At 65.7% G+C, this 22,567-nt stretch carries 22 protein-coding genes; 10 read left to right on the top strand and 12 right to left on the bottom strand.

Annotation, left to right across the window (positions count from 1 at the left end; all coding sequences use genetic code 11):
- The first annotated feature begins 1 nt into the window (after nucleotide 1).
- Nucleotides 2-1,231 carry a glycolate oxidase subunit GlcF gene (gene glcF, locus AC07VL_RS17415; protein ID WP_494806944.1) on the top strand — a complete coding sequence of 410 codons (1,230 nt, stop codon included), beginning with the start codon at nucleotides 2-4 and terminating at the stop codon, nucleotides 1,229-1,231.
- Here glcF and AC07VL_RS17420 read toward each other — a convergent pair.
- From AC07VL_RS17420 to AC07VL_RS17435, 4 genes are all read right to left on the bottom strand, one after another.
- Nucleotides 1,224-3,335: a putative bifunctional diguanylate cyclase/phosphodiesterase gene (locus AC07VL_RS17420; RefSeq protein ID WP_494806945.1), complete on the bottom strand. Its 2,112-nt coding sequence runs from the start codon at nucleotides 3,333-3,335 to the stop codon at nucleotides 1,224-1,226. The two genes, glcF and AC07VL_RS17420, sit on opposite strands and share 8 nt — an antisense overlap.
- Before the next feature lie 184 nt (nucleotides 3,336-3,519).
- The gene (locus AC07VL_RS17425; protein WP_494806946.1) at nucleotides 3,520-4,005 is read right to left on the bottom strand and encodes a glutathione peroxidase; all 486 of its coding nucleotides are present in this window, start codon (nucleotides 4,003-4,005) and stop codon (nucleotides 3,520-3,522) included.
- 1 nt (nucleotide 4,006) lies between these two features.
- Nucleotides 4,007-5,146 carry a PilT/PilU family type 4a pilus ATPase gene (locus tag AC07VL_RS17430; protein ID WP_494806947.1) on the bottom strand — a complete coding sequence of 380 codons (1,140 nt, stop codon included), beginning with the start codon at nucleotides 5,144-5,146 and terminating at the stop codon, nucleotides 4,007-4,009.
- 3 nt (nucleotides 5,147-5,149) lie between these two features.
- A complete protein-coding gene (locus AC07VL_RS17435) occupies nucleotides 5,150-6,193 on the bottom strand; it encodes a type IV pilus twitching motility protein PilT (RefSeq protein ID WP_290601103.1) in 1,044 nt (347 codons plus the stop codon).
- A 70-nt stretch (nucleotides 6,194-6,263) separates the two neighbouring features.
- On the opposite strand from AC07VL_RS17435, the gene AC07VL_RS17440 reads away from it, so the two are divergent.
- Complete coding sequence (locus AC07VL_RS17440; RefSeq protein WP_494806948.1) at nucleotides 6,264-6,965, top strand: YggS family pyridoxal phosphate-dependent enzyme; 702 nt, start codon at nucleotides 6,264-6,266, stop codon at nucleotides 6,963-6,965.
- A gap of 22 nt (nucleotides 6,966-6,987) precedes the next feature.
- Nucleotides 6,988-7,818, top strand: a complete 831-nt coding sequence (proC, locus tag AC07VL_RS17445; RefSeq protein WP_494806949.1) for a pyrroline-5-carboxylate reductase — start codon at nucleotides 6,988-6,990, stop codon at nucleotides 7,816-7,818.
- Nucleotides 7,819-7,824: 6 nt separating this feature from the next.
- Here the strand turns inward: proC and AC07VL_RS17450 are convergent, their stop codons facing one another.
- From AC07VL_RS17450 to AC07VL_RS17485, 8 genes are all read right to left on the bottom strand, one after another.
- Nucleotides 7,825-8,544 (bottom strand): anti-sigma factor, encoded by a 720-nt coding sequence (locus AC07VL_RS17450; RefSeq protein WP_494806950.1) that lies wholly within the window; start codon nucleotides 8,542-8,544, stop codon nucleotides 7,825-7,827.
- A complete protein-coding gene (locus AC07VL_RS17455) occupies nucleotides 8,541-9,098 on the bottom strand; it encodes a sigma-70 family RNA polymerase sigma factor (protein WP_494806951.1) in 558 nt (185 codons plus the stop codon). Before AC07VL_RS17455 ends, AC07VL_RS17450 begins: the two co-directional genes overlap by 4 nt.
- A gap of 106 nt (nucleotides 9,099-9,204) precedes the next feature.
- Nucleotides 9,205-9,762: a DUF3455 domain-containing protein gene (locus tag AC07VL_RS17460; protein WP_494806952.1), complete on the bottom strand. Its 558-nt coding sequence runs from the start codon at nucleotides 9,760-9,762 to the stop codon at nucleotides 9,205-9,207.
- A gap of 89 nt (nucleotides 9,763-9,851) precedes the next feature.
- Nucleotides 9,852-10,199, bottom strand: a complete 348-nt coding sequence (locus AC07VL_RS17465) for a hypothetical protein (RefSeq protein WP_494806953.1) — start codon at nucleotides 10,197-10,199, stop codon at nucleotides 9,852-9,854.
- Nucleotides 10,196-10,582: a phage holin family protein gene (locus AC07VL_RS17470; protein WP_494806954.1), complete on the bottom strand. Its 387-nt coding sequence runs from the start codon at nucleotides 10,580-10,582 to the stop codon at nucleotides 10,196-10,198. The genes AC07VL_RS17465 and AC07VL_RS17470 overlap by 4 nt, the downstream gene beginning before the upstream one ends.
- 77 nt (nucleotides 10,583-10,659) lie before the next feature.
- On the bottom strand, nucleotides 10,660-11,016 hold the full coding sequence (locus AC07VL_RS17475) for an ElaB/YgaM/YqjD family protein (protein WP_290601116.1): 357 nt from the start codon (nucleotides 11,014-11,016) through the stop codon (nucleotides 10,660-10,662).
- A gap of 107 nt (nucleotides 11,017-11,123) precedes the next feature.
- Nucleotides 11,124-11,978 (bottom strand): 4-hydroxybenzoate octaprenyltransferase, encoded by an 855-nt coding sequence (ubiA, locus tag AC07VL_RS17480; protein WP_494806955.1) that lies wholly within the window; start codon nucleotides 11,976-11,978, stop codon nucleotides 11,124-11,126.
- Nucleotides 11,979-12,036: 58 nt separating this feature from the next.
- Entirely contained in the window at nucleotides 12,037-12,993 is a 957-nt protein-coding gene (locus tag AC07VL_RS17485) for a hydrogen peroxide-inducible genes activator (protein ID WP_290601118.1), read from the bottom strand.
- Nucleotides 12,994-13,128: 135 nt separating this feature from the next.
- On the opposite strand from AC07VL_RS17485, the gene AC07VL_RS17490 reads away from it, so the two are divergent.
- The 7 genes from AC07VL_RS17490 (at nucleotide 13,129) to AC07VL_RS17520 (ending at nucleotide 22,562) form a co-directional block, all read left to right on the top strand.
- Entirely contained in the window at nucleotides 13,129-13,371 is a 243-nt protein-coding gene (locus tag AC07VL_RS17490) for a DUF3717 domain-containing protein (protein ID WP_494806956.1), read from the top strand.
- 30 nt (nucleotides 13,372-13,401) lie between these two features.
- Nucleotides 13,402-13,878: a D-glycero-beta-D-manno-heptose 1-phosphate adenylyltransferase gene (gene rfaE2, locus AC07VL_RS17495; RefSeq protein ID WP_494806957.1), complete on the top strand. Its 477-nt coding sequence runs from the start codon at nucleotides 13,402-13,404 to the stop codon at nucleotides 13,876-13,878.
- A gap of 225 nt (nucleotides 13,879-14,103) precedes the next feature.
- Nucleotides 14,104-15,534 carry a hypothetical protein gene (locus tag AC07VL_RS17500; protein ID WP_494806958.1) on the top strand — a complete coding sequence of 477 codons (1,431 nt, stop codon included), beginning with the start codon at nucleotides 14,104-14,106 and terminating at the stop codon, nucleotides 15,532-15,534.
- Nucleotides 15,531-17,000, top strand: a complete 1,470-nt coding sequence (locus AC07VL_RS17505) for a hypothetical protein (protein WP_494806959.1) — start codon at nucleotides 15,531-15,533, stop codon at nucleotides 16,998-17,000. Before AC07VL_RS17500 ends, AC07VL_RS17505 begins: the two co-directional genes overlap by 4 nt.
- A 44-nt stretch (nucleotides 17,001-17,044) precedes the next feature.
- A complete protein-coding gene (locus tag AC07VL_RS17510) occupies nucleotides 17,045-17,488 on the top strand; it encodes a hypothetical protein (protein WP_494806960.1) in 444 nt (147 codons plus the stop codon).
- 36 nt (nucleotides 17,489-17,524) lie between these two features.
- Nucleotides 17,525-21,241, top strand: coding sequence for a tubulin-like doman-containing protein (locus AC07VL_RS17515; RefSeq protein ID WP_494806961.1), 3,717 nt, complete (start codon nucleotides 17,525-17,527; stop codon nucleotides 21,239-21,241).
- 19 nt (nucleotides 21,242-21,260) lie between these two features.
- Entirely contained in the window at nucleotides 21,261-22,562 is a 1,302-nt protein-coding gene (locus tag AC07VL_RS17520) for a hypothetical protein (protein WP_494806962.1), read from the top strand.
- Nucleotides 22,563-22,567 lie beyond the last annotated feature (5 nt).

Below are 22,567 nucleotides of genomic sequence, written 5' to 3' on the forward strand. Positions count from 1 at the left end.
CATGCAAACCAATCTCGCCGATTTCATCAAGAATACGCCGGCAGGCGACGAAGCCGAAGCCATCCTGCGCGCCTGCGTGCATTGCGGCTTTTGCACGGCCACCTGTCCCACCTACCAGCTGCTGGGCGATGAACTCGATGGCCCCCGTGGCCGCATCTACCTGATCAAGCAGGTGCTCGAAGGCGCGCCCGTCACGGCCAAGACGCAGACGCACCTGGACCGCTGCCTGACTTGCCGTAACTGCGAGTCGACCTGTCCCTCCGGGGTGCAGTACGGGCGCCTGGTCGACATCGGCCGCAACGTCGTCGAACAGCGCGTGCAGCGCCCCATGCGCGAACGCGCGCTGCGCTTCGCCCTGAAGCAAGCCTTGCCGCGCCGCTGGCTGTTTACGCCCGTGTACAAGGCGGGGCAGGCGCTGCGGCCCTTGCTGTCAAAAAGCCTGCAGGACAAATTGCGGCCCGGCGCGCAAGCCGGCGCATGGCCCGCACGCCGGCATGCGCGCACCATGCTGCTGCTCGACGGCTGCGTGCAGCCGGCCATGTCGCCCAACATCAACGCGGCCACGGCGCGTGTGCTCGACGCGCTGGGCGTGCAATTGATCGTCGCGCCCAAGGCGGGCTGCTGCGGCGCGCTGCGCCACCACCTGAACGACCAGGAGGCGGCGCTGGACGACATGCGCCGCAATATCGACGCCTGGTGGCCGTACGTGGAGAGCGCGGAAGCCATCGTCATGACGGCATCGGGCTGCGGCGCCACGGTCAAGGAATACGGCCACCTGCTGGCGCACGACGCCAGCTATGCGGCCAAGGCGCGGCGCATCACCGAACTGACGCGCGATTTGTCCGAGATCATGCCGGCGTTTGAGGCGGAACTGGTGGCGCTGCTGCAGGGGCGCATACTGAAAAAAGTGGCATATCATCCGCCGTGCACCTTGCAGCACGGCCAGCAGATCCGCGGCAAGGTGGAGCAGGTGCTGCGCGCCATCGGCGTCGACGTGCGCTTGTGCGCGGACAGCCATTTGTGCTGCGGCTCGGCCGGCACGTATTCGATCCTGCAGCCGGACCTGTCGCGGCAGCTGCGCGACAACAAGGTGGCGAACCTGGAAGCGTGCGAACCGGACATGATCGTCTCGGCGAACATCGGCTGCCTCACGCATTTGCAGTCGGGGACGGAAACGCCCGTGCGGCACTGGATTGAGTTGATTGACGCGGCCTTGACGCCCGTCAAATAGGTACTTCGCTGAATTGGGCGATGCGCCACTGCGGCGCCGGCACGAAATGGTCCGCCCATTCCAGCACGGCGTCGGCCGGCATGGGGCGGGCGATGCCGTAGCCTTGCGCCAGGTCGCAGCCCAGCTGGATCAGGCGCGCGCCGTGTTCGATGCTTTCCACGCCTTCGGCGATCACCGTCAGGGAAAACGAACGTGCCAGGCCGATGACGGCGCGCACCAGGTGCAGGTCGTCGCGGTCGTTGAGCATGTTGCGCACGAAGCTCTGGTCGATCTTGACGATGTTCGCGGGCAGGCGTTTTAAATAGGACATCGACGAGTAGCCGGTGCCGAAATCGTCGAGCGCGAAGGTGATGCCCAGCGCCTGGCAGGCGCGGATGATGCGGCGCACGTGCTCGATGTCGTGCAGGGCCGACGATTCGAGGATTTCCAGTTCCAGCATGCTGGCGCGCACGCCGGGGAACTCGCCGAGGATGGTTTTCAGGCGCGAGACGAAATCGGGCTGCTGGAAGTGGCGCGCCGCGATGTTCACGCTGACGACCCAGTGCTTGCCGCAAGCCACCCAGCGCTGCATCTGCCACAGGGCCTGGCGCAGCACCCATTCGCCGATGTCGATGATCAGGTCCGTCTGCTCCACCAGGGGCAGGAACTGGGCCGGCGCCAGCACGCCGCGGCGCGGATGCTGCCAGCGCAGCAGCGCCTCCATGCCCACCACCGTGCCGGCGCGCATGTTCACCTTGGGCTGGTAATACAGCCGCAGTTCGCCGTTGATCAGCGCCTGGCGCACTTCCGTGCGCTGGTTGTGGTGCGTGCGCACTTCCTCGTCGAGATTGGTGTCGAAGAAGTGGTACTGGTTGCGCCCCGTCAATTTCGCCTGGTAGACGGCGTGGTCGGCGTGGCGCAGCAGGCTTTCCGTGTTCAGGTCCTTGCCCGCATACACGGCGATGCCGGCGCTGGCCGTCATGTGCAGCGCCTGCTGGTCGCACTGGTAGGGACGGCTCAGTTCGCTCATCAACTGGGTGACGTTCTGTTCGATGCTGGCGATGCTGGCCTGGCCGCACAGCAGCATGACGAATTCATCGCCGCCCAGGCGCGCCGCGTAGTGCACCTGGCCCGTAAAGCCGTGCAGGCGGCCCGCCACCTGCTTGAGGATTTCATCGCCCGCCTCGGCGCCGTAGCGGTCGTTGATGGCCTGGAAGTGGTCGAGGTCGAACAGGCACACGGCCAGCAGGCGCTGGCGTTCGCGCGCGAGAAACAGTTCCTGCTCGAAGCGGGCGGCCAGCGCGGCCCGGTTGGGCAAGCCCGTCAGCACGTCGTTGTAATTTTGCCACGACAGTTTTTGCAGCGCCTGCTGCATGTGCACGGTTTCATTGAGCTGTTCGCCCAGCTGGCGCTGGCTGGTCTTCAGCGACGTCAGCAATTGCTCGATGTCGCCGGCCATGCCGTTGAACGAGCGCGACAGGGCTTGCGCCTCGGGCGTGGCGCCGGCGGCCAGGCGCACGGCGAAGTCGCCGCCACGGAAGCGGTCGCTCGCTTGCACCAGCCGCTGCAGCAGCTTGCGGTGCGAGGCGAGGATCAGGCCCAGCAGCAAAAAGATGAGGGCGATATTGATGGCGCTGAGCAGGGCCTGGTGGCGCACGCTGTGCCACACCTGCGTCAGTGGCAGGCCGGGCGCGTAATGCAGGTCGAGGATGCCGTCGCCGCCGCCGGGCAGCGCCACCGTCAGGCGGCTGCTGATGGCCGTGATGCCGGACAGGCGCGCAAACCACGCCGGCACGCCCGACGCCAGCTGGTCGGCCAACTGCCGGTCGGCCAGCACTTCGATATGCTCGGATGCGCTGTCCCAGCGGATGGCGGCCAGGCTGCGGTTCAGCGGCAGGGCGCTGCGCAGCGCCTGGCCCACGCTGTCGCGCATGGGCTGCACGCCCGTGCGCACGGCCAGCGGCAGCACGGTATTGGCCAGGTAGAGGTCGAGCTGCCGCGCATCGCTCTGGTAGCGCGAATTGGCCAGCGCCGTTTCCGTATCGAGCAGGGCGTGATAGCGGACGGCGGAAACGGCAAGTATCAGGAGGAAAATAGGAATGAAGAGGCGGGAATAACAGCCCATCCGCATCCACGAAGATAATATTTTCCCAAAGACTGGCATCGTTTTTTGATCGATATCTGCGAATAATTATGTAAACATTATCACCGAAATTTGCTATTGGAAACACAATATTGATATCAGGCATGAAATAAATCTGCATGGCTTGATTTCAACGCATCTTGTTATAAATCAAAATGTTTTTTGCTTATTCCTGTAGTAATTGCCGTATGTCGTCCGCCAGCGAAGCCGGTTTGCTGGCCGTCGCATAGCGGCGGAACACGCTGCCGTCCTTGCGCACCAGGAATTTGGTGAAATTCCATTTGATCGCTTGCGTGCCCAGAATGCCGGGTGCCGCCCGTTTTAATTGCGCAAATAACGGGTGGGCGTGCGGCCCATTCACGTCGATCTTGGCGAACAGGGGAAAGGTGACGCCGAAGTTCTTTTCGCAAAAGGCGCCGATGTCGGCATTCGAGCCCGGTTCCTGCTGGCGGAATTGATTGCAGGGAAATCCCAGCACGACGAGGCCCTGGTCGTGGAATTCGCGGTACAGCGCTTCGAGGCCCTGGTACTGGGGCGTGAAGCCGCAGGCGCTGGCCGTGTTGACGATGAGCAATACCTTGCCCTTGTAGCGCGCCAGGTCGACGGGCGTGCCGTCCAGCGCATCGGCCTGGAAATCGTGGATGCTGGTCATGTCAGAGGAGTCCCAGTCTGGTGGCGCCTGGCTGCGGCACCGCCGCCGGCGCCGTTGTGCCGTTGAGCTTGATCGCCAGGCGCAGGTCGTTGACGGAGTCCGCATTGCGCAGCGCGTCTTCGTGGCTGATGGCGCCCGCCTCGTGCAGGTCGAACAGGGCCTGGTCGAAGGTCTGCATGCCCAGTTCGCGCGATTTTTTCATCAGTTCCTTGATCTCGTGCACCTGGCCCTTGAAGATCAGGTCGCTCATCAGCGGCGAGTTGAGCAGGATTTCCAGCGCCGCCTTGCGCCCGCCGCCCTCCTTGCTGGGGATCAAACGCTGCGAAATCATGCCCTTCAAATTGAGCGACAAATCCATCAGCAGCTGCTGGCGCCGCTCCTCGGGGAAGAAATTGATGATGCGGTCCAGCGCCTGGTTGGCATTGTTCGCGTGCAGGGTGGCCAGGCACAGGTGGCCCGTCTCGGCGAACGCGATGGCGTGGTCCATCGTCTCGCGGTCGCGGATTTCGCCGATCTGGATGACGTCCGGCGCCTGGCGCAGGGTGTTTTTCAGGGCCGTGGCCCAGTCGTCCGTGTCGACGCCCACTTCGCGCTGGGTGACGATGCAGTTGCCGTGCGGATGGATGAATTCCACGGGGTCTTCGATGGTGATGATGTGGCCATGGCTGTGCGCGTTGCGGTGGCCTACCATGGCCGCCAGCGTCGTCGACTTGCCGCAGCCCGTGGCACCCACCATGATGACGAGGCCCCTCTTGCTCATCACCACGTCTTGCAGGATGGCGGGCAGGCCCAGCCCATCCAGGGTGGGGATGGCGGTATTGATCAATCGCAAGACCATGCCGGCCTGGCCCATCTGCACGAAGGCGGACACGCGGAAGCGTCCCAGGCCGTCCGGGCTGATGGCGAAATTGGCTTCGCGGCTGGACTCGAACTCGGCCGCCTGGCGCGCGTTCATGACGGCGCGCACGTAGCCGGCCGCCTGCTGCGCGGCGAGCGGGCCGCCCGCCAGCGGCGTCAGCTTGCCGTCGAGCTTGATGGCGGGCGGAAAGCTGGCCGTGATGAACAGGTCGGAGCCGCCCCGTTCGCGCATCTGCGCCAGCAGCGCGTGCATGGCGCCGTAGGATTCATGGGTAGTCTGCATGGCTTATCCGGGGAAGTTTTCAGGCGACTTGGCGGCCGAGCGGGCCGTTTCCGCCGAGATCGTACCGCGCCGCACGAGGTCGGACAGGCACTGGTCCAGGGTCTGCATGCCCACGTTGGCGCCCGTCTGGATGGCCGAATACATCTGCGCCACCTTCGCTTCGCGGATCAGGTTGCGCACCGCCGGCGTGGCCAGCATGATTTCATGCGCGGCCACGCGGCCCATGCCGTCCTTGGTTTTCAGCAAGTTTTGTGAAATCACGGCTTGCAAGGATTCGGACAGCATGGCGCGCACCATTTCCTTTTCCTCGGCGGGGAAGACGTCGATGATGCGGTCGATCGACTTTGCCGCCGACGAGGTGTGCAAGGTGCCGAACACGAGGTGGCCCGTCTCGGCCGCCGTCAGCGCCAGGCGGATGGTTTCCAGGTCGCGCAGCTCGCCGACCAGAATGACGTCTGGGTCTTCGCGCAGGGCCGAGCGCAGCGCATTGCTGAAGGAATGCGTGTGCGAACCCACCTCGCGCTGGTTGATCAGGCATTTCTTCGGTTCATGTACGAATTCGATGGGGTCTTCGATGGTCAGGATGTGGTGGTTGAGGCGCTCGTTGACGTGGTTCACCATGGCCGCCAGGGTGGTCGACTTGCCGGAACCCGTCGGGCCCGTCACCAGCACGAGGCCGCGCGGCCGCATGGCCAGCTCGCCGAAGATGCGCGGCGCGTTCAGTTCATCGAGGGTCAGCACTTTCGACGGGATCGTGCGCAGCACGGCCGAGGCGCCCCGTTCCTGGTTGTAGGCGTTGACGCGGAAACGGGCCAGGCCGGGAATTTCGAACGAGAAATCGCATTCCAGCGCTTCTTCATAGGCCTTGCGCTGGCTGTCGTTCATGATGTCGTAGATCATGCCGTGCACTTCCTTGTGCTCGAGCGGCGCCACGTTCAGGCGGCGCACGTCGCCGTTGACCCGTATCATCGGCGGCAGGCCGGAAGACAGGTGCAGGTCGGAAGCCTTGTTGCTGACGGAGAAAGCGAGTAGTTCGGAGATGTCCATTTATAATCCCTGTGCCTGCATTGATGGGCTGCCTGAAACGGCCGTGCCCCGTATCCATTAGAAAATGATTATGTCCACAATCGAACAGAACTTGCAAGCCGTGCGCGGCGCTATTGCGCAGGCGGCGCTGGAGGCGCAGCGCGCGCCTGCCGACGTGACCCTGCTGGCCGTCTCGAAAACCTTTGGCGCGGATGCCGTGCTGGACGCCGTACGCGCGGGCCAGGCGGCGTTTGGCGAAAATTACCTGCAGGAAGCGCTCGACAAGATGGCCGCCGTCAAGCTTGCGCTGCCGCAAGGCGGTCCCGCCTGGCATTTCATCGGCCCCATCCAGAGCAACAAGACGCGCCCCATCGCCGAACATTTTGATTGGGTGCATACGGTGGAACGGGAAAAGATCGCCGTGCGCCTGTGCGAACAGCGTCCGGCCGGCTTGCCGGACCTGAATATCTGTCTGCAAGTCAATATCAGCGGCGAGGCCAGCAAGAGCGGCGTGTCGCCGGCCGACTTGCCCGCGCTGGCGCGCGCCGTGGCGCAGCTGCCCCGTCTGCGTTTGCGGGGATTGATGGCGATTCCCGAACCGGAAACGGATATCGCCCTGCAGCGCCGTGCGTTTGCGCAATTGCGCACGCTGTATGAACAGCTGAATGCCGAAGGGCTGGCGCTCGACACTTTATCGATGGGCATGTCGGCCGACTTGCGCGCCGCCGTGCTCGAGGGCGCCACCATCGTGCGCGTGGGCAGTGCCATCTTCGGTTCCCGCCATTATTCCTAACTGATTAATAGAAAGAATCACCATGACGACAGAATTGAACATCGCCTTCGTCGGCGGCGGCAACATGGCGGCGGCCCTGATCGCCGGTCTGGCAGGCAAGCTGACCTTGGGCGGCAACATCCACGTGATCGACCCGCATGCGCCCGCGCTGGAAAAACTGCAGGCGCAGTTCGGCGTGACGACGGCTGCGTCCGCCAGCGACGCGCTGCGCGCCGTGGACGTGATCGTGCTGGCCGTCAAGCCGCAAAGCATGCGCGACGTGGCGGCCCAGCTGCTGCCTTTCCTCGACGGCGGGCGGGCGCCATTGATCCTGTCGATCGCGGCCGGCATCCGCGCCGCGGACCTGTCGCGCTGGCTCGGCGGTTATGGCGCCATCGTGCGCTGCATGCCGAACACGCCGGCCCTGATCGGCATGGGCATCACGGGCATGGTGGCCAGCAGCGGCGTGAGCGAAGAGCAGAAAAAGACGGCGGACGCCATCCTGCGCGCCGTCGGCCAGACGGTGTGGCTAGCCGACGAAGCGAAGATCGACCCCGTCACGGCCGTCTCCGGCAGCGGCCCCGCCTATGTGTTTTACTTTATCGAAGCGATGCAGCAGGCAGCGGCCGAGCTGGGCCTGACGCCCGAGCAGGGCACGCAGCTGGCCATTGCCACGTTTACGGGCGCGGCGCAGCTGGCGGCGAACTCCAGCGAAGCCGTGTCCCTGCTGCGCGAACGCGTCACGTCGAAGGGCGGCACGACCTACGCGGCCTTGACCAGCATGGAAGAGAGCGGCGTGAAGGCGGCCATCGTCAAGGGCATCAAGGCGGCCGCGCAGCGGGGGCGCGAGATGGGTGACGAGCTGGGCAAATAATCCGCTCTACATCACTTTCACGGCGCGGCCGATGTAGAGCACTGGCCCCGTCGGCCGGCCCGTGGGCGAACCCGTCTCCGGCTCCAGGGTGATCTCGAACAATTGATCGGGCTGCAGCGGCGGCAGTTTGTCCAGGGGCAACTTGACGCTCTGGCCCGGCTTGACCAGGCCCAGCGAGACGGGCGCGCCCCAGTCCTTGCCCTTGGTCCAGAATTGCAGGGCTTTCTGCTGCGGCACGCTGGTCGGTCCCAGCGGGATCAGATTCAAGTCGCGGCCCTTGCCGCCCCGGCTGCCCGCCTGCACGACCCAGCCCGGCGATTTATCCTGCGGCGCCACCAGCACCACCAGGTAGCCGGGTCCGGCTGGCGCCTGCAGCTGCACGCTCACCAGCACGGCCAGCACGGCCGTGGCCAGCAAGCCGCCGCCGGCCAGCACTCTCCAGAAGGCCAGGCTGTTCCACCACGCTTGCCAGCCGCCCGCCTGCCGCACGGCCTGGGGCGTGAACAGGCTGGCGCTGATGCGCGGCCACAGTTGCGCGCAGGGCGGCTCGGGCGGCGCCAGGGCCGTCAGCGGATGCAGGCGCCGTTCCCACGCATCGACGGCGTCGCGCAAGGCGGCGTCTAGCGGCAAACGCTGTTCCACGTCGACCCGTTCGGCCAGTTCCAACGTACCCAACACGTATTCGCTGGCCAGCCTTTGCAGTTCGTCTTCTTCGTGGCGGTTCATCCCATGCACTCCCGCAAGGCGGCCAGGCCCCGCTTGACCCAGGCTTTCACCGTGCCCAGCGGCGCTTGCAGGCGCTGCGCGATTTCGCTGTGGGAACAGCCATCCACATAGGCATACAGGATGCTGTTGCGCTTGGCGTCGTCGAGGTGGCCGAGGCAGTCGTGCAGCCGGCCCATGTCGGCTTGCAGGGCATAGGCGTCGCCCGCGTCATGGCCTTGTCGTTGGTGCAGCAGGGTTTCCACGCTATCCTCGTCGGCCGATACTTCATGGGCGCGGGCGCGCGCCATGTTCAGCGCCTGGTGCCGCACCACCACATAGATCCAGCCCTTGCCCGTGCCGCGCGTGGCGTCGAAACTGCCGGCGCGGCGCCAGATGCTCAGGAAGGCGTCGTGCAGCACGTCTTCGGCCAGCGCCCGCTGGCGCACGATGCGCAGGGCCACGCCCAGCAGGTAGCGTGCTTCCTGCTGGTACAGGCCGTGCAATGCCTGCTGCTCGCCCCTGGCGCAGGCGCGCAGGGCGGCTTCGTAGTCGTATGGGGCGGCTTGGGCTGGCAAGGTCGGCGCAATCGTCAGGACGCAGTTATCAGGAGTTATCGGTTAGCAAGTTTTCAATGCCGAGTATAGGCCAGAAACCCGCTTGCCAACCGTCCTGGCCGCGTATTCAGGCGTTTTTCCAGAAGATGTAATCGGCCTGGTAGGGCACCCACTGTCTGGCGCCGATGCTTTCCATGCCGCAGGGGCTGGCTGGCGCCACGCCGCCGCGGGTGGCCACGCGCTGGATGTAGCTGACGCCCTGCATGGCGCCGCTGCCCGTGGCCGGATTGGCTTTCACCAGCTGGTACGGGATATTGCCCGCGCCGGCCGGCGCCACGGCCACTTGCGTCGCCGTCACTTTCGAGCCGTCCAGGCTGGCCCAGGTGGCGGGCGGGCCGACATAGGTGCCGACCTGCATGCCGCCGCGGTCGTTCAAGGCCGCGTCCGGTCCCACGAAGGCCCATTCATGGCCCGTCATGTCCTTCTTCGCCTTGCATTCGTAGGCGATCCTGCCCACGCCCACGGTCTGCATGGTCACCTGATGGCCGTCCGGTACCTTCACGGCGGCGGGGAGCGTTTCTTGTGAGTAACGTGCGCCCATGGGCGCGCAGGCGGCCAGCAGCAGGGCGGCGCCCAGGACGGCGAGCGAGGGGGCGGTATGGCGTGGGGTGGTGGACGAGAACATGGCGGACTCCTGGTAGTTGGTTCAGCCGGCTGGCTGATACCAGTACTACCCGCGAGCCCCCCATTTGGATGCAGCCTGGCAAAAATATTTTACGGCGGTGCGGCTTTCTTGCTGAAACGTTGCGCCAGTGCCAGGGCGACGGGCAGGGCGGCCGTGGCGTGCTTGAGCAGCGAGGCGCCGGCCCGCAGCAGCGGCAGGACGCGGCGCGGACGTATCAGCGCCAGGCCCAGCACGGCGCCGCCCAGCATCAGGGGAATTTTGAAACGCGTGGCCAGGGTGTGGCGCAAGTTGCCGCCCGTCAGCGGCTCCAGCAGTTGCCGCGTCTGCACGCCCAGGGCCAGGCGCTGCAGCGCGCATTCGGCCAGCAGGGCATCGCGCCGCTGCGCCAGGCTGGCGGCCGTGTGGACGTGGGACAGTTTGGTGGGATGCGTGGTCATGGCTGCTCCGTTCCCCGGCGCGCCAGGTGCTGCAGCTCGTCCAGGTCCTTGTTCAGTTCGCTCATGGTGAAAGACAGCAGTTTCGGCTTGCTGCGGAAACTGGCGCGCACGCCCAGCAGGGTGGCCAGCGCGGCGAAGATGAAGACGGCGGCCGTGACGGCGATGGCGGCGATGCGGTGCGTATCCCAGAACAGCACGATGACGAGAAACACGATCAGCACGAGGCCGACGAACAGGCACAGCAGGGCCAGCATGGCCAGCGCCAGGTAAGACAGGAAGCGTAGCGACTCTTCTTCCATTTCCACGGCCGCCAGGGCCAGACGGGTCTGGACGATGGCGGCGAGGGTCGCTGCGACCTGGGCGACATGATGCACGATAGCCATATGCTGCCTTTCGCGTCAGGGGACGGCCAGGCCGTCGGAGAACCCCGGCGGACGCGCCGCCGCGGCAGTGCGCCCGCCTAGCGGCGCGACGACGACAGCAGCAGGCCGAACAGCACGCCCACGACGGCACCGGCACCCACGGCTTTCCAGGGATTGTCCTGCACGTATTCGTCGGTGGCCTTGGCCGCCTTCTTGGTACGGTCGAGCAAGTCTTCTTCCAGCTTGATTAAGTCTTTCTTGGCCGTCTCCAGGGCGGCGATGAACTTGTCCTTGACGGCTTTGACATTCTCGCCCGTCTGGTCCTTGGCACCGTCGAGCCAGTCTTCGGCTTCATTGATGACGGTTTTCAGGTCGCCCACCAGTTTGTCGCGTGCCTTGTCGGCGTCGGCGAGGATGTTGTCGCTGCTGGATTTGCCGGTATGTGTCGAGCTCATGTATTACCTCATGGAAGTGAAACTGCACAGTGAAATACCAGTGTAGGCAGCAGCGGCCAGCTTGTCTTGCGCCGCCTCAAGAGCTACAGCGGCGCAAGGATCGTTGATTAACGGAAAGCAAAGTCCAGCACCACTCCCGCAAACACCGCCGCTCCTAGCCAGTTATTATGCCGGAATGCCGCAAAACACGGCATACGCTCGCGTGCGCGGATCAGGGTGTAGTGGTAAACGGCGCAGCCGGCGGCCACCAGCAGCCCCGCCACGTACCAGTAGCGCAAGCCCAGGTGCCAGCCGCAGACCAGCCACAGCAGCAGGAATACGGCGTAGCACAGCATGATGATGGCCACGTCGTAGCGGCCGAAGGTGATGGCCGATGTCTTGATGCCGATCTTCAAGTCGTCGTCGCGGTCGACCATCGCGTATTCCGTATCGTAGGCCACGGCCCAGAAGACATTGCCCACCAGCAGCAACCACGCGACGACGGGCACGGAACCCGTGATGGCGGCAAAGCCCATGGGAATGCCGAAGCCGAAGGCGATGCCCAGGTAGGCTTGCGGAATGGCAAAGAAGCGCTTGAAGTAGGGGTAGGTGGCGGCGATGATGACGGCCGCCACGGACAATTGCTTGGTCAGCGTGTTCAGGGGCAGGATCAGGCAGAAGGCCAGCACGGTCAGCACGCCGGCCACGGCCAGCGCTTCCTTGCCGCTGATGCGCCCGCTGGTGATGGGGCGTTCGGCCGTGCGCTTGACGAATTTGTCGATATCCTGGTCGGCGTAGTCGTTGATGGCGCAGCCAGCCGAGCGCATCAGGAAAGTGCCGAGGGTGAAGATGAGCAGCAGCCGCCAGTCCGGCACGCCCTGCTGCGCCAGCCACAGCGCGCACAGGGTCGGCCACAGCAGCAATACGGTACCGATAGGCTTGTCCAGCCGTATCAGGCGGAAATACAGCGCCAGCTTGTTCATGGAAGACTCGATCTTGTTAAACAGAAAGGTCGATTATCGCAAATCGTACGCAAATGTACTATTTTGCGCCTGCCTGCCAAGCCTCGTCTTCGCAGAGGGGAGTGATGCCCGGCAAATCGCAGCTGGCGATGGCCGCGCACAGGGCGTCGATGGCGGCCTTGCGGGTAAAGCTCTTGCGCCACAGCATGACCACCCGGCGCGACGGCACGGGGTCGGCGAAGGGGCGGTATTCCAGCATGCCGTCGGTGGCGTGCATGTTCGCCACGGAAGCGCGCGGCAAGACCGTCAGGCCGATGCCGCTGGCCACCATGTGGCGGATCGTTTCCAGCGAAGAACCTTCAAACGTGCGCTGCATGCCGTTGCCGGGCGAGGAAAAGCGCGCCATTTCGGGGCACACTTCCAGCACCTGGTCGCGGAAACAGTGGCCATTGCCCAAGAGCAGCATGGTTTCCGACTTCAAGTCCTGCGCGGCGATCGTCTCGCGGTCCGTCCATGGATGGTGGCGCGGCATGGCCACGACGAACGGTTCGTCATACAGGTCCTGCATGGCCATGCCGTGTTCGGGCAGGGGCAGGGCCATGATGGCCACGTCCAGTTCGCCCTGGCGCAGCAGTTCGAGCAGGCGTACCGTGAAATTTTCCTGCAAGATCAAGGGCATTTGCGGCACCTGGTCTATCATGGCCTTGACCAGCGGCGGCAGCAGGTAGGGACCGATCGTGTAGATCACGCCCAGGCGCAGGGGACCGGCCAGCGGGTCCTTGTTCTGCTTGGCGAGTTCCTTGATGGCGGCCGTCTGTTCCAGCACGCGCTCGGCTTGCGCGATGATCTGCGCGCCCAGGGGCGTGACGGAGATTTCCGCGCCGCCCCGCTCGAACAGGACCACGCCCAGTTCGTCTTCGAGTTTCTTGATGGCCACTGACAAGGTGGGCTGGGCAACAAAACAGGCTTCGGCGGCGTGGCCGAAGTGTTTCGCTCGCGCGACTGCAACGATATATTTCAGTTCAGTCAGTGTCATAAGGTGATTGAAACACAGGAAGTGCTTACTTGCAATGAATGAAAGGTGGCGCAAACGGTCAAACTGTGGCGCCGATGGCATATTGTAGCGGATCGCCCCCTATAATGCGGGACGGGCCGATGGCGGGAGGGAACGATGGAACTGCGCATACAGGCGCTGGAAGCGGCGATCAATTACTGGCGTGCCAGGCAGCCGGCGCGCGGCAACGAATATGCGCTGTCGCCGCCCGTCAGCCAACTGGCCGGCGTGTATGCGCGGATGATTTATTTTCGACAGGAAACCATCGCCGAAACCAGCCTGGCGCCGTCCATCGTGGCCCTGCTCGACGCCTGGCGCCGCGACGCCGGTGGCATCCAAGGCGATAGCCAGGCGCCATGACGACCGTATTAACCCTGACAAGAGAGTGCCATGCCTGACTTTGAGAACAAACTATGCAGCCGCGACGAGCTGCGCGCCCGCGCGCAGGCGCTGCCGAAACCCGTGGTGGTGACGAATGGCGTATTCGACATCCTGCACCGCGGCCACGTGACCTACCTGGCGCAGGCGCGCGCGCTGGGCGCCTCGCTGATCGTTGCCGTGAATACTGATGCTTCGGTGAAACGCCTGGGCAAGGGCGACGACCGCCCGCTGAACAGCTGCGAAGACCGCATGGCCGTGCTGGCCGCGCTGGAGGCGGTGAGCATGGTCGTGCCGTTCTCGGAAGACAGCGCCCTGGAAGTGGTGCAGGAAGTCCAGCCGGAAATCTATGCCAAGGGCGGCGACTACGACATGACGGCCATCCCGGAAGGCCGCGCCGTGCTGGCGTATGGCGGCCAGGCCGTGGCCATCGATTTCGAGCACGACCGCTCGACCACCAAGCTGCTGACGAAAGTGCGGGCGCAGTAGCGGGGCGCCTCGCAAATGTTTCCATACAGATAAAAAGACGTTACTATGAGAACTGCCAGGGCTGCGACTTCGTTTCGACCGCCCCAGCACGTTCTGCCATCGTCAGCGTCGTTATCTTGTGCATTACGGTTGTAGCGCCACGCGACGGTGCTTATTGCTAGTCATAGAAAATACATGGACCTTAAAACTTCTGGGGATTGGCCGCTGCCGTCTGGCGTCTGGCAGGTGGATGACGCCGGTGTCTGGACCTTGCAGCGCAGCGCGGACGGCCAGAACGTCTCGCCCTTGCTGAGCAATGCCGATATCGGCAAGCTGATGCACGCCCGGCGCCTGCCCGGCGCCGCCGGCGCGCCCGTGCGCCAGTTTCCGCCCGAATTCGCCTTCGATCCCGCCTCGGGCGCAGCCCTGCAGGTGCCGCCGGACCTGCCGGCGCCGCCCTGGGTGCCGCCCTACGGCGCGCAGCCCGTCAGCGACGTGCCGCCGGCCGGCGCGGCCGGCCTGCGGCAGGCTGGCGTGCCCCTGAAGCTGGCAGACCAGCGCACCCGCGAGGAACATGCGCAGGCGGACGCCTCCCTGCCCATGCCGCCGCCGGGCGAATACGAATTCTTTTCCGCCCAGTTCGGCACCTGCGGCGCCGCGTTGCTGGCGCTCGATCCGCGCAAGGCGGCCCTGCACGCCTGGCTGCCCGCTTCGAAGCGCTGGCTGGCGCTGGAGCCGGAATACGGCGGCTTGCTGGCCGAATCGGACATTGCCCACGGCGCCTGGCGCGCCGAACTCGTGCCCGAATTTAACAGCGTGCTGGTCTTGCCGACCAGCCACGGCCTGGCCTGCATCCGTCCCGACGTGCCTTCGCTCACCTACGTGGTCGAGCACGTGGGCGGCGCGCCATGCGTGGCGGCCCCCGTCTGGTTCCAGAACCGCCTGTGGGCGCCCGTGCGCGACGACGATGGCCGCATCCGCTTCGTCAACCTGGATGCGGCGCAACAGCCGGGCAGCGACGTGCTGCTCGACGGCATCGCGGAACTGGGTACCGTCAGCGCCCCCGTGGCCTACAACCGCATGGCCGTCTGGCCGTGTGCCAACGGCCAGCTGCGCCTGCAGCTGCAGCCCGACGGCAACGTGGCCGCCTCGTTCATGCCCTGGCCCGACGGGCTGGTGCCGCACTTCGAGTTCGGCAGCCCCTACCTGTCGCGCGACGGCGGCCTGTGGCAGCTGTGCTTTGAAAGCCGCCGCGGCACCTATGTGTACGTGAAGCTGGGCGGCCAGCCGGAGCAGGCCGACGCGCTGGCGCCGCGCCTGTGTTCGGGCAGCTTCAACTACCGCTTCGCCGCCAAGCTGAAAACGGCGCCGTGGGAAGAACCGGAACACGGCGACGATGGCGGCAAGAACCAGGCCGTCATGCCGCTGCTCGAATCGGGCACGGGCGGCAGCGTCTTCGGCGTCAAGTTCGCCACCAGCGCTGGCCTGTCCAGCGTGCTGCGCTCGAGCGACCGCCTGGCGGCCCAGCTGGTGCAGGACGATGAGCTGCGCGAAACCGTGTTCCACACCTTCGCCGTCAGCGAGCCGTGGCGTCTGCGCCTGTTTGTGCATGAAGGCATGCTGTGGGCGTATCACCCCTTGCTGTCGCGCATCGATGGCTGGAATCTGCAGGCATGAAGGCGCGCGCCCTGATCGCGGCCTGCGCCGCCTTGCTCAGTGCGGCCAGCGTGCACGCGGCCGGCATCCAGCAAGCCTTCCTGGTGCAGAACTCGGGCTGGATGGAGCCGTTCTACACGGATGAGCACTCCCAGCTGAAAGCCCTCGTGGGCGCCGTGGCGCAAGCCGCCACCAGCCCGTCCGATAAAGTCTATACCTTGGCCTTCAGCCAGAGCAGCGGGGGCAATGTGTCGCCCGCGCTGCTGGGGCAAGGCCAGGGCGGCGCCGGCGTGGCGGGCCAGCTGGCACCGCTGGGCCTGGCACGCAAGGGCGCCGGCGGCGCGCTGGCCGACACGGATTTCCAGGAAGCCGTGACGAAGACCATCACGGGGCCGTTCCAGTCCGCCTCGGGCATCGTGTGGATCTTTACCAACAATAAGAACAGCCCGAACAACGACAGCCAGACGGCCGAGCGCAACCGCGACTTTTACCGCCTGCTGCACCTGGAGCCGTCGATCACCAAGACGGTGGTGTTTCCGCTGCGCATGCCGGTGCAGGGCAAGCTGTACAGCGCCAAGGGCTTGATGGTGTACGCGCTCGCGTACGGCCAGCCGGCGTCCGAGGCATTGAACCGCATCCTGGCGGAAGGGCGGCTGTCGCAAGTGCTGACGCGTCCGCCCGCGCGCCTGAAACCGGTGGACCAGGATGCCGTGCGCATCGTGCCCCAGTCCGTCAAGAACAGCGACAACGTGCACGCCAGCCTGGGCCGCGACGGACGCACCATCGTGCTCGACGTCGATGCGGCCAAGCTGGTGCCGCAGGTGCAGCTGCAGGCATCCCTGCAAAACATGTTCTTCCCGTACGTGATCGACAGCGCCAGGGTGCATGCCACGCTGGCGGGGCAGGACGCGCCCCTGCATGTTGCGCCAGATCAAATCCGCCACTTGCAGCCGGGCGCCAGCCAGTCCGTGCAGGTGCAGTTTGCGCTGCCGATGGCGCAGATTCCGTCGCCGTGGTCGGCGCAGGCGATCGCCGCCATGGGCAAGCAGGTGCTGCTTCCCATGCAGGCGCAGGTGGGCCTGTCGGAGCAGCGGCTGGGGCTGGCGTCCAGCTTTGGCAAGGACTTGCAGGAACTGTTCCCCGGCGACCCCATCTCGGACATGTTCACGCCGCCCGACAGCGTGCGCGCCTCGCAGGCAACGATCCCCTTGCTGGTGCGCATACAGTATCCGCTGCTGCCCGTGCTGGCGATGCTGGGCGGCATCCTGGCATTCGTGCTGGGCTTGCTGGCGCTGGGCTTGCTTGGTACGCGCGCCACGCGCTACAAGGTGCTGGCCGACGGCGTGCAGCGGCAGGTGCTGCTCAAACCATTCAAGAGCGTGCAGATCCGCGATGACAACGGCCGCGACATCGGCGAACTCAAGCGTGGCCTGGGCCAGCCGCACGTCGTGCGCGTGGCCGAGGGCCATACGCTGAGCCTGGCCTGACCAAGATTTCTTTTTACACTATTCAAACCCATCAGAGGCATACCATGGCGCAAGACACTCCCAAAGACAACACCGGTTTCACTTTGCCGGCCCCGGTAACGGCCCCGGCGTCGGCACCGCTGGCCGCGGACGCTTCCGCCGCGGCCAGCACCGCCACTACCGAGCCTGCGCCTGCATTCGACGCGGCCGCCACCACGGACACCTCGTCGCGCGACACCCTGATCGGCGGCGTCGTGCTGTTGCTGCTGTTCATCGCCTTTTTCTTCGCCAAGAATGCCTACGCGAATGGCCTCGTGGCCAAGCGCGTGCCGCCCAACAAGGCCAACGCCTCGGGCTGGTGGCTGTTCATCTTCCTGGCCAGCCTGGCGACCGGTGTCGTGCTGGCGGCCGTGAATGCGCATAAATTCCTCGCGCCCCTGTTCATGGGACCGCTGGTGCTGGTGGGCCTCGTCGCCCTGTTGCTGACATTTACCTCGAGCCGCCGCTAAGTACACGCCGTTGCACGCATCATCGAAGGAATCACCATGGCAGAGAACCTGAACCAAACCATTACCGGCGGCGCCAGCGAGCGCAAGCAGGACAAGATCATCGAACTGCGCCCGACCCTGTTCATCGGCATCGGCGGCACGGGCATGCAGGTGCTGATGCGCGTGCGCCGGCGCATCCTCAATACCCTGTGGGGCGGCGCGGGCAACCGCACGCGCATCGAGGGGCTGGCCGATTTTCCCATCGCGCAATTCATCCATTTCGACCTCGACAATGGCGCCGTGATCGAAAGCGGCGAGTCGCAGGCGAAGGACTTGCAGTTCGACCAGGTGAAGTTCACGGACGATGACAAGGTAGTCGAATCGTTCGACATGGACAAGTACAGCCGTGACGAAGATTCCTTGGAAAAATATCCGCACATCAAGGAATGGCTGCCATTGACGCCGCAGCGCATCCGCGAGCTGCGTTTCGACATGAGCAGCGGCGCGGGCCAGATCCGCGCCGTCTCGCGCCTGTATTTCTTCGACAAGTACGCCAAGATCCGCGACAAGATCCGCCTGAAACTGAAAGCCCTGAAGGCGGGCCTGTCGCACGAGCGCCAGCTGGCCGAGCTGGGCTTGCGCATGGAAACGAACCGTTTCCGCATCGTTATCGTCGGTTCCGTGGCGGGCGGCACGGGGTCCGGCTCCTTCCTGGACATGGGCTTGCTGGCGCGCTGGCTGGCGCGCAGCGAAGTGGGCGCGGCCGACGTGGAACTGATGTTGTTCTTGCCCACCGGCTACACCAAGGCCAACAAGGACAGGGTCGAGGCGAACGGCTACGCGGCCCTGATGGAACTGGAATCGGCCATGATGGGCAACAAGGGCTATGTCGGCCGCTGGGACGCGTATGACCGCCCGGAACTGACGCGCGAGCCCTACAGCGAGGTGTACCTCATCGATTCGGGAAATCTTGCCCAGCAGCACACCAAGGAAGTCAGCGACGTCTACCACATGGTGGCCGACTCGCTGTTCGAGGATTTCGCCTCGGCCGACTTCGCGCGCGCCAAGCGCTCGATCGCCGTCAACCAGGCGCAGCACAAGAATTCCCTGTACAACGCGCCCGTGCCGCAGGACCGCTTCGGCGACATGCGCCTGTATTTTTCGAAACGCTTTTCCTCGTTCGGCATGGCCGTGCTCGATACGCGCCAGGAAGCGGCGCGCGACGAGCGGGCCCACCGCTGGGCCGGTGCCATGCTGCAAGCCTTCTTCGGCGTGGGCGGCACGGATGCGGCCGCCAACCGCGCCACGGATACGCAGCGCGATAACTTCCTTGCCGCGAACATGTTCCTGAAGGGCACGCCGTTCAGCGACTTCCCCGAGTTTTCCGACAAGAGCATCGAACTGAAGCGCTCCAGCGGCGATTTCATCGATTTCCGCGTCGTCGAGGAATTGCTGGAAGACCGCCACGGCCACCTGCTGGCCGGCGTGGAAAACCGGGTCAACACGCGCATCAACGATATCCGCACGGGCTTTGACCGCAGCGAATGGCCGGCCCAGGTGCGCGACGCCATGAAGCACCTGGAACGCGACGCCGTGCGCGACCAGGATTCCACGGCCGACACGACGGAAGACCGCATCAGCAAGCGCCGCCGCGAAGTGCTCGAGGACGTCAAGAAGGTCGTGCGCGACCAGCTGTATGGCTATCTTGATAATAAAGAATTCGGCGGCCTGGAATACGTGCTGTCGCTGGTGGAACAGATCAAGGACCGCATCGAGGCGCCCGGCAGCGGCTTGACGGCGCAGATCGGCAACAATGCCGAGCGCTACCGCGAAATCAAGGAAGCCGTGCGCTCGCGCGAATACGAGCGCCTGCTGAACAACCTGGAGCAGACGCGCAGCACCTTCGGCTTCCTCAGCAATGGCGAAAAGCAGGCCGGCGTGGTGATGGACCATCTGCGCACGGAAATGGCGAATGCCCTGAAATTCCATCTGCGCGCCAAGGCGGCGGACGAGTCCGTCATCCTGCTGGGCGAATTGTCGCGCTGGCTGGGCAACCGGGTCGGCGTCGATGCGCAGGGCCGCGCCCAGTGGAATGGCCTCGTGGGCGAGCTGCAATCGGGCCGCGAAGGCGTGCTGGCCATGCTGGCGGAACTCAAAACGGCCAATACCATCCTGCAAAAGGACCTGGACAAGGAACACGCGACCCTGATCGTCATTCCCGTCACGGAAAAAGACATTGCGCTGCCGTCGGCGGCCACCTTGCGCCAGTGGGCCGATGAAGCGTTCAAGGACATGGGCGGCTCGAAAGCCCTGTTCCCCATGCTGGGCGAACCGGCGCAGCGGGGCTTGATCCTGGCCAAGGTGACGCGCATGGCGGAGAACATGATCGCCACGGCGGGCCTGGCGGAAGGGGCGACGAGCACGCCCGATCCCCTGTTTGAAGCGCTGGAACAGATGGACGTGTCCGAACGCCTGGACCGCTTCCGCAAGCTGCTGGCCTGCTCCATGCCGTGGATCGACGCCAACATGGCGGGCGACTTCACGGTCGTGTCGGACCAGTTCAAGTGCGTGATCGGCGTGGCCAACGCGGCCGCCTTCAAGGCGAAGTTCGGCGCCGAGCTCGAATCGTGCGTGCCGACCCAGGTGGGCATCACGGTGAGCCAGCTGGAAATCGTCGAGACGGGCATCCGCGGGCGCGCCGTCTGCTATTGCGAGCTGGCCGGCGTGCCGATGACGGTGCTGCGCGGCCTGGAAGGCTGGCGCACCAGCTACCGCAAGGAAGGCGACAACGACAAGGCGCCGACCCACACGCACATTGATCCAACGCAATTCACGCACCCGATCGCGCCGAACACGGACGAGATGAAGCGCCTGGCGGAAGACTTCGGCGAATTCCTGCAAGCCATCATGCTGGGCGTGCTGACGCGCCACACGGGCCGTGTCGTGCCGCCCGGCCAGTACCAGTTTGCCGTCGAGCCGGGCGACTTGCGCCGCATCGGCAACGAACGGGCCATCCGCCAGAACGGCATGCCGGCCTCGTACGAGAAAAACATCGCCCTGCGCATCGAGGAAAAATTGACGGCGCTTGACGCCGTGCAGACGGCGGCCATGGCGGCGCTGGCCAAATACTATGAACGCACGGTGTATGCGCCCAAGCTGGTGGCGCAGGCCGACGGCTCGCAGCTGCCCTACGTCGGTTTTGGCAGCGCCATTTCTGCCGAGCTGGGCGCGCGCCTGCGCGAATCGGCGCGCCGCAAGGGCATGGCCAGCGACGAGCTCGACCGCACGGTGCAAGCCTTGCTGGGCCGCCTGAAGGAGTGGGCCAATGTGATCGGCGACTCCGACAGCGATGCCTACGACTGGGAAGTGCGCGAGCCGGAAGCGGATGGCCAGCCCCGCCTGAAATACGCGATCAAGCCGGAGATGCTGGAAGCGGGGCGCCTGGAGCAGCTGCTGCGTCCGGCCGGCGCGCCGGCCGCGGCGGCGCCGTTTGGCGCGGCCGCAGCGGCCTTCGGCATGGCGCCGCCACCGCTGGGCGGCATGCCGCCGCCGCTGGTGGAACACCAGTACTTCCTGGGCATCAATGGCCAGCAGCAGGGGCCGTTCACGGCCCAGCAGATCGTGCAGTACGTGCAGGCAGGGCAGGTCGCACCAGGCACGACCAAGGTGTGGCGCGCCGGCTTGCCGGCCTGGGTTGACCTGGCCCAGTTCGCCGAACTGGCACCGCTGTTCCACAGCGCACCGCCACCGCTGATGCCGCCACCGCTGGGCTGAACGTTAGGGAAAGACAGTTTTGGAAAATTGCATCACATGTAAAAGCGTCCTGCTCACCGCCGTCAGCCATTGCCCCTACTGCGGGCAGGCGCTGGCGGCGCGCGTGCCGCCGGCCGCGTCCCTGCCGCCGGCCGCGTCCCTGCCACCGGCCGCGTCCCTGCCACCGGCCGCGTCCCTGCCGCTGCCGCCGCCCCAGCCTGCCATCGAGCCGCCGCCGAAGCCGGCGCCTGTGCCCGCTCCAGCGCCCGCGCCCAAGCCGCCACCGACGCCGAAACCGCCGCCCGCGCCCAAGCCGGTGCCGGTGCCGGCACCGGCACCGGCAGCGGAACGCGTGAAGGACATCGCGCCGGCCGCCGTGCCGAAGCCCGTGCCGCCGTCGCCGGCGCCGGTGGAAGCGCCGGCGCCTTCGCGCCGCTGGCTGAAATGGCTGGCCGGCATCGCCGCGCTGGGTGCCGTCATCGTCTACATGAACGGCACGCCGGGCGGCAAGAATGACTCGGCGTGCAACGACGCCATCGACAGCGGCCTGAGCCTGGTGGCGAATGGCAGCCTCGATGGCGCGCGGCAGAAGCTGGCGACGGCGAAAAGCGCGTGCACGGGCAAGTCCAGTGCCAAGGCCGACGATCTGCAGGCAGCCATCGCCAAGGCCGGCGCCGCATCGGGCGGTTGCCAGCGCGGCGTGCGCGCCATCGAGCGCGACATCGACGGCCACCGCCTGCAAAGCGCCGCCAAGGGCATTGCCGCGCTCGACGCCGATTGCGCAGGCGCCGCCAGCGTGGAATCGCTGCGCAAGCAGCTGGCGCGCCAGCAGGCGGCGGCCGCGTCCGTGCAGGTGGGCGTGCGCCAGGCGCTCGATGGCAAGGATGTGAACGGGGCGCAAAACGGCATCGCCCGGCTCGAAGCCATCGACCGCGAAGCACCGGAACTGGCGCAGCTGAAGGCCGACGTGCAAGCGCTGTCGGCGGCAGCAGCGCCCGCGCCCGTGGTCGCCCCGGCCGCGGCGCCGCTGGAAACGGCGCCGGTCCGCGCCGTGCCGACGGAGCCGGCCCCGGCGCGCATCGCCGAACGTCCGGCCGTGGCGGAGCGCCGCGTGCCGGAGACTGCGCCCGCGGACAATGGCGCGGCCATGCGCAACGAGATGGCGCAATCGTTCCTGCGCGATGCCGAGCGTTCCTTGAACGAAGGCAAGTTCGATGCGGCCAAGACTTACCTGGACAGCGCGCGCCGCGCCGATCCCGGCAATGCGCGCATCGACAGCCTGTCGCGCCGCATCCGCGATCGGGAACGGCAGGTGCTGCAGACGGAAACCACGATTAAATAGTTATT

The organism is Janthinobacterium sp. GW821-FHT03C08 (assembly GCF_059420905.1).

Excerpts from the sequence above, each read along its gene's own strand:
- AC07VL_RS17450 (WP_494806950.1), bottom strand. The coding sequence starts at position 8,544 with ATGAACCGCCACGAAGAAGACGAACTGCAAAGGCTGGCCAGCGAATAC.
- AC07VL_RS17510 (WP_494806960.1), top strand. The coding sequence starts at position 17,045 with ATGGCGCAAGACACTCCCAAAGACAACACCGGTTTCACTTTGCCGGCC.
- AC07VL_RS17420 (WP_494806945.1), bottom strand. The coding sequence starts at position 3,335 with ATGGGCTGTTATTCCCGCCTCTTCATTCCTATTTTCCTCCTGATACTT.
- AC07VL_RS17425 (WP_494806946.1), bottom strand. The coding sequence starts at position 4,005 with ATGACCAGCATCCACGATTTCCAGGCCGATGCGCTGGACGGCACGCCC.
- AC07VL_RS17490 (WP_494806956.1), top strand. The coding sequence starts at position 13,129 with ATGGAACTGCGCATACAGGCGCTGGAAGCGGCGATCAATTACTGGCGT.
- AC07VL_RS17470 (WP_494806954.1), bottom strand. The coding sequence starts at position 10,582 with ATGGCTATCGTGCATCATGTCGCCCAGGTCGCAGCGACCCTCGCCGCC.
- AC07VL_RS17475 (WP_290601116.1), bottom strand. The coding sequence starts at position 11,016 with ATGAGCTCGACACATACCGGCAAATCCAGCAGCGACAACATCCTCGCC.
- ubiA (WP_494806955.1), bottom strand. The coding sequence starts at position 11,978 with ATGAACAAGCTGGCGCTGTATTTCCGCCTGATACGGCTGGACAAGCCT.
- AC07VL_RS17505 (WP_494806959.1), top strand. The coding sequence starts at position 15,531 with ATGAAGGCGCGCGCCCTGATCGCGGCCTGCGCCGCCTTGCTCAGTGCG.
- AC07VL_RS17435 (WP_290601103.1), bottom strand. The coding sequence starts at position 6,193 with ATGGACATCTCCGAACTACTCGCTTTCTCCGTCAGCAACAAGGCTTCC.
- AC07VL_RS17485 (WP_290601118.1), bottom strand. The coding sequence starts at position 12,993 with ATGACACTGACTGAACTGAAATATATCGTTGCAGTCGCGCGAGCGAAA.
- glcF (WP_494806944.1), top strand. The coding sequence starts at position 2 with ATGCAAACCAATCTCGCCGATTTCATCAAGAATACGCCGGCAGGCGAC.
- proC (WP_494806949.1), top strand. The coding sequence starts at position 6,988 with ATGACGACAGAATTGAACATCGCCTTCGTCGGCGGCGGCAACATGGCG.
- AC07VL_RS17515 (WP_494806961.1), top strand. The coding sequence starts at position 17,525 with ATGGCAGAGAACCTGAACCAAACCATTACCGGCGGCGCCAGCGAGCGC.
- AC07VL_RS17460 (WP_494806952.1), bottom strand. The coding sequence starts at position 9,762 with ATGTTCTCGTCCACCACCCCACGCCATACCGCCCCCTCGCTCGCCGTC.
- rfaE2 (WP_494806957.1), top strand. The coding sequence starts at position 13,402 with ATGCCTGACTTTGAGAACAAACTATGCAGCCGCGACGAGCTGCGCGCC.
- AC07VL_RS17430 (WP_494806947.1), bottom strand. The coding sequence starts at position 5,146 with ATGCAGACTACCCATGAATCCTACGGCGCCATGCACGCGCTGCTGGCG.
- AC07VL_RS17440 (WP_494806948.1), top strand. The coding sequence starts at position 6,264 with ATGTCCACAATCGAACAGAACTTGCAAGCCGTGCGCGGCGCTATTGCG.
- AC07VL_RS17465 (WP_494806953.1), bottom strand. The coding sequence starts at position 10,199 with ATGACCACGCATCCCACCAAACTGTCCCACGTCCACACGGCCGCCAGC.